This is a genomic window from Haematobacter genomosp. 1 (assembly GCF_002196855.1).
Classification (GTDB): Bacteria; Pseudomonadota; Alphaproteobacteria; order Rhodobacterales; family Rhodobacteraceae; genus Haematobacter.
Map to the genome: position 1 here is coordinate 193,577 of NZ_NIPW01000028.1, position 9,583 is coordinate 203,159.

Below are 9,583 nucleotides of genomic sequence, written 5' to 3' on the forward strand. Positions count from 1 at the left end.
AAGCCACCTTCCCTTCGGCAAGGACCGGGACTACGCATTGGGTAAAACAAGGGATCGCCCATGGCCGACACCACCTCCCCCCGCATCCGCCGGAACGTGCGCCTGCTCATCGCGGCGCAGGCGATCCTCGGCTCGCAGATGCCGATGATCTTCGCCATGGCGGGGCTGGCCGGGCAAAGCCTTGCCAGCAACCCCTGCTGGGCCACGCTGCCGATCTCGGCCATGGTGTTCGGCTCCATGACCACGGCGCCGTGGCTCTCGCCGCTCATGCAGCGGCGGGGGCGGGCGGCGGGGTTCGTGCTGGGCGCGATGGCGGGGGCGGTGGGCGCGGCGCTGGCGGCGGTGGCGCTCTGGACATCCTCCTTCTGGCTGCTGGTGCTGGGCGGCTACTTCAGCGGCATCTATCAGTCGGCGCAGGGCTTCTACCGCTTCGCCGCCGCGGACGAAGGCGCGGAGGCCGACCGGGCGCGCGCCATCTCCCGCGTCATGGCGGCGGGTCTTGTGGGCGCGATCGTCGGCCCGCAACTGGTGACGCTGACGGCCTTCGGGCTGGTCGTGCCATTCGTCGCCTCCTATCTAATCATCGTGGTGCTGAACCTTGCCGGTTCGCTGCTGTTCGCCTTTCTCGACATGCCCCCACCCCGCAAGGCAGCGGAGGGCGGCAGACCGATGCGGGAGCTGCTGCGCAATCCCGCCATCGTGGTCGCCATGATCTGCGGCATGGTTTCCTATGCGTTGATGAACCTCGTGATGACGTCCACCCCGCTGGCGGTCATCGGTTGCGGCTTCGGCCAACGGGAAGTGTCGGGGATCATCACCGCGCATGTGCTGGCCATGTTCGTGCCGTCCTTCTTCACCGGAACGCTGATCGCGCGCTTCGGGGTCATACCGATCATCGGCACGGGGCTGGCGATCCTTACCGGGGCCGGCCTAGTGGCGCTGACGGGGGTGACGCTGCCGCATTTCTTCGGGGCGCTGATCCTGCTGGGCGTGGGCTGGAACTTCGGCTTCATCGGCGCCACGGCGCTGCTCACTCGCTCCCACAGGCCGGAGGAGCGGGGCCGCGTGCAGGGGCTGAACGATCTTCTGGTGTTCGGCGGCGTGACGATGGCCTCGCTGTTCTCGGGCGGGCTGATGAACTGCACCGGTGCAGGCAACGCGGCGGGAGGCTGGAGCGCGGTGAACCTTGCCATGCTTCCCTTCCTGCTGCTCGCGGGCGGGGCGCTGGTCTGGCTCGCGCGGAGCGGGCGGCAGGCGGCATGATCCGGGCCTTTCACCACGTCGCCATCATCTGCGCCGATTACGACCGGTCCCGCGCGTTCTACACGGAGGTGCTGGGGCTGAGCATCATCGCGGAAACATGGCGGGCGGAGCGGCAGTCCTGGAAGCTCGATCTCGCCCTGCCGGGAGGCGGACAGATCGAGCTTTTCTCCTTTCCGGGCGCCCCGCCCCGCCCCGACCGGCCGGAGGCGCAGGGGCTGCGCCATCTCGCCTTTGCGACAGAGGACATCGGCGAGGCCGTGAACCGCCTGAGCGCGGCGGGCGTGGCCTGCGAACCCATCCGCATCGACGGCATCACCGGCGCGCGCTTTACCTTCTTCCGCGACCCGGACGGGCTGCCGCTCGAGCTTTACGAGGTCACGCCACCTTGGCCTGCTCCCGCAGCCTGAACTTCTGCACCTTGCCTGTCGAAGTGCGGGGGATGTCAGTGAAGATCACCACGCTCGGGCATTTGAACCGCGCAAGGTGCTGGCGGCACCAGTCGAGCATCTCCTGCTCCGTCGCCGTCTGCCCCGGTTTCAGCTCCACATAGGCGGCGGGCGTCTCGCCCCACTTTTCGGAGGGATGCGCGATCACGGCACAGACCATCACCGCGGGATGGGCATAGAGAACGTTCTCCACCTCGATGGAGGAAATATTCTCCCCGCCCGAAATGATGATGTCCTTCGACCGGTCCTTGAGCTGCACATAGCCGTCCGCGTGCATGACGCCGAGATCGCCGGAATGGAACCATCCGCCCGCAAAGGACTCCTCCGTCGCGTGGGGGTTTTTCAGATAGCCCTTCATGACGATATTGCCGCGGAACATCACCTCGCCCAGCGTCTCACCATCGGCGGGCACCGGCTCCATCGTCTGGGGATCGCGGACCGACAGCCCCTCCAGCGCCAGATACCGCACGCCCTGACGCGCCTTCCGCGCCGCTTGGCCGGCAGCGGGCAGCGCGTCCCAGTCGTCATGCCATTCGTTGACGACCGACGGCCCGTACGTCTCCGTCAGCCCGTAGATATGCGTGACGGCAAAGCCCGCCTCCGCCATCGCGGCGATCACCGCCTCGGGCGGGGGTGCGCCGGCGACGTTGAACCGCACCGTGCCGGGCAGATCCCGCCGCTCCTCCGGCCGGGCGTTCACCAGCGTCGCCATGACGATCGGCGCCCCGCACAGATGCGTCACGCCAAGATCGGCAATCGCGTCATACATGGCCTTTGCCCGCACCCAGCGCAGGCAGACATGCGTGCCGCCCTGAATGGCCAGCGTCCAAGGGAAGCACCAGCCATTGCAGTGGAACATCGGCAGCGTCCAGAGATAGACCGGATGGCGCCCCATCTCCGCATGGATCGTGTTGGCATAGGCCATGAGCGCCGCGCCCCGGTGGTGATAGACGGCGCCCTTGGGATTGCCCGTCGTGCCAGAGGTGTAGTTGAGCGCGATGGCGTCCCATTCGTCCTGCGGCGGAAGCCACTCGAACGCCTCCGACCCTTCGGAGAGAAATGCCTCATAGTCGATCTCGCCGATGGCCGGACCCTTGGCATAGGGACCATCCTCCGGGAAATCGGGGTCGTCATAGCAGATGACCAGCGGATCGACCTGCGCCATCGCCAGCGCCTCGCGCGCGACGTCGGCGAACTCCCGGTCCACGATGAGAACCTTCGACTCCGCATGATCGAGCTGGAAGGCGATGATCGCCGCGTCGAGCCGGGTGTTGATCGAATGCAGCACCCCCCGTGTCATCGGCACGCCGAAATGCGCCTCCACCATGGGCGGCACGTTGGGGAGCAGCACGCTCACCGTATCGCTCCGTCCGATCCCGCGTCGCGCCAGCGCGGAGGCAAGGCGGCGGCAACGCTTCCACAGCGCGTCATAGGTGAGCCTGAAGCCACCGTTCACCACGGCCAGCCTGTCCGGGTAAACCGCCGCCGCACGCTCCAGAAAGGAGATCGGCGTAAGCGCCTGATGGTTGGCCGGGCCGCGGTCCAGAAAGTGGTCGTAGGCTGATGACATGTCGTTCCTCCCAGAAGCGGATCACAGTGTAGACCACGAAAATCGGCAGGGCGAGAGGGGCGGCTGTCGCGGAACGTCAGGTCGCGGGGCCCTCGCGGTTGCCTACTTGGAGAAAACACGGCGGGGGAGTAAAGATGCAGGATAGAGGAGAGCTTATCCCGTGTCAGACACCAACGCGCCCCCGGAAAACCGCCGCCCCCTGACGCTACGCGACGTTTCCGAAGCCTCCGGGGTCAGCGAAATGACGGTGAGCCGCGTGCTGCGCGACCGGGGGGATGTCTCGGAAGCGACCCGTGCAAAGGTCCGCGCCGCGGCGCGTGCGCTGGGATATGTGCCGAACCGCATCGCGGGCGCATTGGCTTCCCAGAGGGTCAATCTGGTCTCCGTCGTGATCCCTTCCCTCTCCAACATGGTGTTTCCCGAGGTGCTGTCGGGGATCTCCGACCGGCTCGTCGGCACACCGCTGCAACCCGTGATGGGCGTTACCGACTATTCCGATGAACGGGAGGAGGGCGTGCTCTACGAAATGCTCTCCTGGCGGCCGTCCGGCGTCATCGTCGCCGGGATGGAGCACAGCCCCGCGGCCCGTGCCATGCTGGTCAATTCCGGCGTTCCGATCGTGGAGATCATGGATGTGGACGGCGACCCGATGGACTCCGTCGTCGGCATCTCGCACCGGCGCGCGGGGCGGGAAACGGCAGAAGCGATCATCGCATCGGGCTATCGCCGCATCGGCTTTCTGGGAACCAAGATGCCCTATGACCACCGCGCACGGAAGCGGATGGAGGGGTTTGAGGAGGCGCTGGCGGAATCAGGTCTCGCACTGGCGGATCGGGAATTCTACTCCGGCGGCTCCGCCCTGCTGAAGGGCCGGGAGATGACCGAAGCCATCATGAACCGGACACCTGATATAGATTTTCTCTATTATTCCAATGATATGATTGGCGCTGGCGGGCTGCTTTGGTGCCTGGAAAAGGGCTTTGACGTGCCCAACCGCATCGGGCTCGCGGGGTTCAATGGGGTAGAGCTGCTGCAAGGGCTACCCTGCCGTCTCGCCACAATGGATGCCGGTCGTCGGGAAATCGGCGAGAAGGCCGCCGAAATCATCGCCACCGGGCTTTCCGGTGTCCGCATCGAGCTGACACCGAAACTCCTGCGCGGCGATACGATCAGGCCCGCGCGTTGAGAGATCCTCATGTTGAAAGGCGTTGACCCCTCCACGGGGTTGCGCAGACAGCCATTTTCCGCAACAACCACCACACGGCCCCGTAGCTCAGGGGATAGAGCGACCGCCTCCTAAGCGGTAGGTCACAGGTTCGAATCCTGTCGGGGCCGCCATTTCTCCCGGTGCTGCTGCCAATGAGGCATAAGTTTGCACGAAACGGGCACAAGTTTGCACACTCCCTGTCAAGCGGATTCGACGGATGAGATGGGGGAAACCCTATAATTCTCTGATTTCATTTGAATAATATCGGATCATTGCCTGATCGAGGGGTCTTTGCAGGCGATACCCTGTATAGGTCAGGAAAAGGCAGCGGCCCCCACCTCGTTGCCAAGATGCGTGCCGCTGACCCATTCGGTCGCCCCAATGGCCGGATCCAGCCGCATCGGCAGAGTATTTGCCTCGACCAATCTGGATGCAGCTGGAGGTAAAGCACGGCCGAGATTCGTGTAGCATCGATTCCAATTGATCTGGATTTGTGCCTCCGCCCAGTGCTCCGGCGCACATCGGGGGCACGACGATCGGTGGTGCCCCTCCTGCGGGAAATGAATCATAAGCGGCCGAAAGGATCCGCGATGCAACTCCTGCGACCTGCGAACCGCGCCCCGCGAGACTCTGCCATCCTACCTATCGCGGCTTGCTGCGTCCAAGGGCGTGACGACCGGTGATCTGGCTTATGATCTCGGCGTTTCGATGAAGCGGTTCTTGCAGGCTGATGAAGCAGCGGTTGACGCGCTTGCGCGATGGGCAAAACTTTCTGCTGCAGAAGTGGAGGAAATGCTGTCCTGGACAGGCGTGCCGATCGGCAATGTTCGCCTGCAGTTCCGGGGTGAGCCCGTCGTATCGCGGGCGCTCCGCAACCCTGCTGTCCAGGGCTGTCCGGTCTGCTTGCGTGAGGATGCTGCCACCAATCCGGCGGAACCGCTTTCCGCCATGGTGATGCGGGGTCACTGGCAGATGCGCGAAGTTTGCGTTTGCCTGCGCCATCGCCGTTTGCTTGTGACGCTGTGGACGGAGCAGGAACTGCTGTGAAGACCCGATTTCCAGTTTCAGCTGTCAGCCATCCTTGATGCCATATTGTCGGGCGAACTGGACGGAGTCGAGATAGACCCGACCCCCTTCGATTCCTGGCTGGACGACCGTCTGCTGGGCAAGCCCGACGCGACCTGGCTCGCCCCGCATGGTGCCGCCGCCAGCGCTACGTTCTGCCGCAAATTCGGCGAAGGAATGGCGGGCGGCACAGCATCAGATGATCCAATCCAGAAGCGGCGTTGGGCAGTTGCAAAAGCGTTCACCGTCGTCGGAGAAGGGCTTGACGAGGTCCGAACATACCTTCTCGACCTCGCACGGGGCGCGGATACTGTGGCGGATCCAGTGAAGACAGCTCATGGCGGGACGATCTTCGCGCTCGAGTCGCACCTTCGAGATGACCCGGGCTTCGACATCTTCCGCGATGTGCTGCGCGATGCGGTTCTGCACATCTGGCCTGTGGCGCCGCAACTCCGGTTTTGGGGATGCCCCAGGGGAAACGCAGGTTGCACTCCGTGTCCTCAGCGGCGGCTATCCTATTCCGGCCCTGCAACGAAGGCGATGGTCATCAAATATGCCGGCGAGGCACGGCAAATCATGCGCGCCCGCCAAGTGCGGGAGAAGCGCCAATGACCGCAAACCGAACAAGACCAGAACGGGAAAGTGACAACCGGAGTGATAACCGCTTGACGCCCACGCTCGAAAAACCTAATCAAACTAGGCTTCCGGCGGGTTGGCGGAGAGGTTACGCAGCGGATTGCAAATCCGTGAAGACCGGTTCGATTCCGGTACCCGCCTCCATATATTTCAAGCACTTAACGGACACGATCACTCCTAGGGTATCAATAGGGGTATGAGGTTGCTGTTCCGGTCTCGTTCTGTTCATTGGGGTTTTTCTCGCGCCTGACGCGCGCGCATCTCTGTAGGGGGAGGCTGCCCTTGGCAGTAGCAGGACACGTGGGGGAGCCGAATCCAAGGCGTTGATCAGCAATGGAAAATCTGCGAATCATCGCCAGTGTTGCTGCACGGGCGGATGAAATTCGTGCGTGCTTTTGAGGTGGAAATCACGCATCCAGCGCGCATTTCCTTGCATCTGGGCGGCAGGTGACAGACATGCGCCCAGCATTGCATAACAGATGTGAAAGGCCGGAAAGGCTCTCTTAGGCGCTCAGGACGTCGATCTGTTGGTGGAGTGCCATAGTTCGAGGTCCGAAATCAGTTCGGACCTCCGATTGGGGTAGCTTGTTGGTTTCCCCGCGGAACTGAGCCGGTTTTTCCCCCGGGAAGTGAGCCACCTCTAAGTATGGTTTTCTGATCAGGCTTTGGTGAATGGGTTGGCCTTTTCTCCTTTCTTGTGCGCTGCGGCGGCCGAGTTAGCCTTGAAGCGGAAGCTGTCGTTCCCTGTTTTCAGGATATGGCAACGGTGGGTCAGGCGGTCGAGCAGAGCTGTCGTCATCTTGGCATCGGCGAAGACGGTGGCCCATTCGCTGAAACTAAGGTTGGTGGTGATGATGACGCTTGTGCGCTCGTAGAGCTTGCTTAGCAGGTGGAAGAGCAGCGCTCCGCCTGAGGCACTGAACGGAAGGTATCCGAGTTCATCGAGGATCAGCAGATCAAGCCGAACCAGCGTCTCAGCGATCTGACCTGCCTTGCCTTTAGCCTTCTCCCGCTCAAGCGCATTGACCAGCTCAATGGTCGAGAAGAAGCGGACCTTGCGGCGATGATGCTCTATCGCCTGGACACCGAGGCGGTCGTGACATGTGTTTTTCCTGTGCCCGGTCCGCCTACAAGCACGATATTCTGCGCTCCGTCGATAAACTCGCATCGGTGCAACTGGCGCACCGTCGCTTCATTGATCTCGCTGGCGGCAAAGTCGTAGCCAGAGATGTCCTTGTAGGCCGGGAAGCGGGCAGCCTTCATGTGATAGGCGATGGACCGGACCTCACGCTCAGCCATCTCGGCTTTCAGCACCTGGGACAGGATCGGCACGGCTGTATCGAAGGCTGGAGCACCTTGCTCGATCAGGTCCGTGACCGCTTGAGACATGCCATATATCTTCAGGCTACGCAGCATGATGACGACGGCGGCGCTGGCGGGATCATGACGCATGGCGACCTCCCACGATCCGGACACGCAGGCCATCATAGCGTTCGACGTTGGCCTTGGGTTCACGCACCAAGGTCAGCGCCCGGGGCGTGTCGATGTCGGGGCCGTCGGTCGTTTTGCCGTCAATCAGCATGTGCAGCAGATTCAGCACATGCGTTTTGGTTGGCACGCCTTGATCCAGGGCCAGCTCCACAGCCCTGACCACAACCTGTTCGTCGTGATGAAGCACCAGAGCGAGGATATCGGCCATCTCACGATCGCCGCCAAGGCGACGCAGCATCTGGTCCTGCAACTGTCGAAAGGCCAGCGGCAACTCCAGGAAAGGCGCACCATTGCGCAGCGCTCCGGGTTTGCGCTGGATGACCGCAAGGTAATGCCGCCAAATCGTCCTCGGCGGTTTGTCGTGGCTGCGTTCTATGATCCGGTCATGCTTGCAGAGGATATTGCCCTCGGCCGCAACGACCAGCCGCTCGGGATAAATCCGCAGGTTGACGGGTCGGTTCGCAAACGATGCAGGCACGCTGTAGCGGTTCCGATCGAAGGTGATCAGCCAGGTGGGGGAGACGCGCTTGCTCTGCTCGACGAAGCCGTCAAACATAGCGGGGAGCGCCATGAATGCTACCCGCTCATCAGCCCAAACATCCGCGATCGTGCCGGGCAAGGTGCCGTGCACTGTATCGCACCACAGGTCCTGGCAATGCTGTTCCAGCCAGACATTCAATGCCGCCAGATCCGGAAAGTCCGGCATCTGTTGCCACAAACGTGGTCGAGCATCCTGAACGTTCTTCTCGACCTGCCCTTTCTCCCAAACCCGCGGCGGGATTGCAGAACTCAGGTGCAAAGATGTAGTGGTTCGTCATAGCAAGGAACCGTATGTTGACCTGTCGCTCCTTGCCGCGGCCAACGCGATCCACCGCTGTCTTCATGTTATCGTAGATGCCGCGAGCAGGCACGCCGCCGAACACACGGAAGCCATGCCAATGGGCGTCGAAGAGCATCTCGTGCGTTTACAGCAGGTATGCCCTAACCAGAAAAGCCCGACTGTGCTATAGCTTGATATATGCAACCTGCAACTTCGTGCGCTCGCCGCCGATCACGGCATAGTCCTCGCTCCAATCGAACCGGAATGCTTCGCCTGGGCGGAAAGACAGCGGAACGAATATGCCGCGGCCCGTCGTCTGCTGCTCACGTTGCCGGTCAGCCCTCAATCACGGGCGAAGGCGGCAACCCGACCATAGGAGCCGGTAAAACCGAGAACCACCAGATCGGCATGAAGCTGCTTTAGAGTTCGATGCTGTTTGCGTGACCTCCCGGCCTCGGTCTTCAGCCAGGCCGCCCGCTTATCTGCAAATGGATCAAGCTTGCTCGATCGTTCCGGTATGGTGAACGTTGGCTCGATCGTACCGGCGTTCAGATACTTCGCAATCGTGTTGCGCGACAGCCCGGTGCGCTGGCTGATCTCCCGAATCGACTGCTTCTCACGCAGCGCCATCCGACGGATGATGTTAAAAGTCCCATGTGGATCACTCCGTTGCCCCCGTCGGTCTCCGCGTTGGGGGAAGGTTCACATGGCTCAATTCTCAATGGAAATTACGCGCCTAACCAGCTCAGTTCTGCGTGGAAACCAACACGAAGCGCCTCAGGACACGCCGGACATCCTGCCAAGCGCCTCGGCGACCTATGCGAAGAAGATTGCATCACTCACGAAGGCGCTCAATCGCACGGAAGAGCGGCAGGAAACGGCCGACAATCTGCGTAGCTTGATCGAGCGGATTTCGCTCACTCCCGGCCCGGAACGCGGCGAAATCTACGCAACACTACATGGAGAATTGAGCACGATCCTCAATTGGACGGAGCGACAAGCCATTGAAAACACTGTAAAAACAACAAAACCCGCAGCGGGTGCTACGGGTTTGTCGTTATCAGTGGTTGCGGGGACAGGATTTG

6 protein-coding genes, 2 tRNA genes and 3 pseudogenes are annotated in these 9,583 nt (G+C 62.2%); 8 read left to right on the forward strand and 3 right to left on the reverse strand.

All coding sequences use genetic code 11. The annotated features are described in order from the left end of the window. Positions 1–60 precede the first annotated feature (60 nt). Positions 61–1,263: an MFS transporter gene (locus CDV49_RS15235; RefSeq protein ID WP_088216257.1), complete on the forward strand. Its 1,203-nt coding sequence runs from the start codon at positions 61–63 to the stop codon at positions 1,261–1,263. Further along, positions 1,260–1,670 carry an SMU1112c/YaeR family gloxylase I-like metalloprotein gene (gloA2, locus tag CDV49_RS15240; RefSeq protein ID WP_088216258.1) on the forward strand — a complete coding sequence of 137 codons (411 nt, stop codon included), beginning with the start codon at positions 1,260–1,262 and terminating at the stop codon, positions 1,668–1,670. The genes CDV49_RS15235 and gloA2 overlap by 4 nt, the downstream gene beginning before the upstream one ends. Here the strand turns inward: gloA2 and CDV49_RS15245 are convergent. After that, the gene (locus CDV49_RS15245; protein WP_088216259.1) at positions 1,639–3,279 is read right to left on the reverse strand and encodes an acyl-CoA synthetase; all 1,641 of its coding nucleotides are present in this window, start codon (positions 3,277–3,279) and stop codon (positions 1,639–1,641) included. The two genes, gloA2 and CDV49_RS15245, sit on opposite strands and share 32 nt — an antisense overlap. 160 nt (positions 3,280–3,439) lie before the next feature. Here CDV49_RS15245 and CDV49_RS15250 point away from each other — a divergent pair, with 160 nt between their 5' ends. The 5 genes from CDV49_RS15250 to CDV49_RS15270 all read left to right on the forward strand — a co-directional run bounded on the left by CDV49_RS15250 (position 3,440) and on the right by CDV49_RS15270 (position 6,331). Continuing rightward, positions 3,440–4,465 (forward strand): LacI family DNA-binding transcriptional regulator, encoded by a 1,026-nt coding sequence (locus CDV49_RS15250; protein ID WP_088216260.1) that lies wholly within the window; start codon positions 3,440–3,442, stop codon positions 4,463–4,465. A 76-nt stretch (positions 4,466–4,541) separates the two neighbouring features. Continuing rightward, positions 4,542–4,617 (forward strand) — tRNA-Arg (locus tag CDV49_RS15255). Between the two features lie 475 nt (positions 4,618–5,092). Continuing rightward, complete coding sequence (locus CDV49_RS15260) at positions 5,093–5,533, forward strand: TniQ family protein (RefSeq protein WP_256947365.1); 441 nt, start codon at positions 5,093–5,095, stop codon at positions 5,531–5,533. Between the two features lie 45 nt (positions 5,534–5,578). After that, positions 5,579–6,163, forward strand: a complete 585-nt coding sequence (locus CDV49_RS20945; RefSeq protein ID WP_088216262.1) for a hypothetical protein — start codon at positions 5,579–5,581, stop codon at positions 6,161–6,163. Between the two features lie 94 nt (positions 6,164–6,257). Further along, a tRNA-Cys gene (locus CDV49_RS15270) sits at positions 6,258–6,331 on the forward strand. A gap of 514 nt (positions 6,332–6,845) precedes the next feature. On the opposite strand, the pseudogene istB reads toward CDV49_RS15270, so the two are convergent. Both istB and istA read right to left on the reverse strand, forming a co-directional pair. After that, positions 6,846–7,639: pseudogene (istB, locus tag CDV49_RS15275) on the reverse strand (IS21-like element helper ATPase IstB). Beyond that, positions 7,629–9,128 (reverse strand): annotated as a pseudogene (gene istA / locus CDV49_RS15280) (IS21 family transposase). The pseudogenes istB and istA overlap by 11 nt, the downstream one beginning before the upstream one ends. A gap of 76 nt (positions 9,129–9,204) precedes the next feature. Here istA and CDV49_RS20285 point away from each other — a divergent pair. Next, positions 9,205–9,583, forward strand: a pseudogene (locus CDV49_RS20285) (hypothetical protein); the annotation flags it as partial.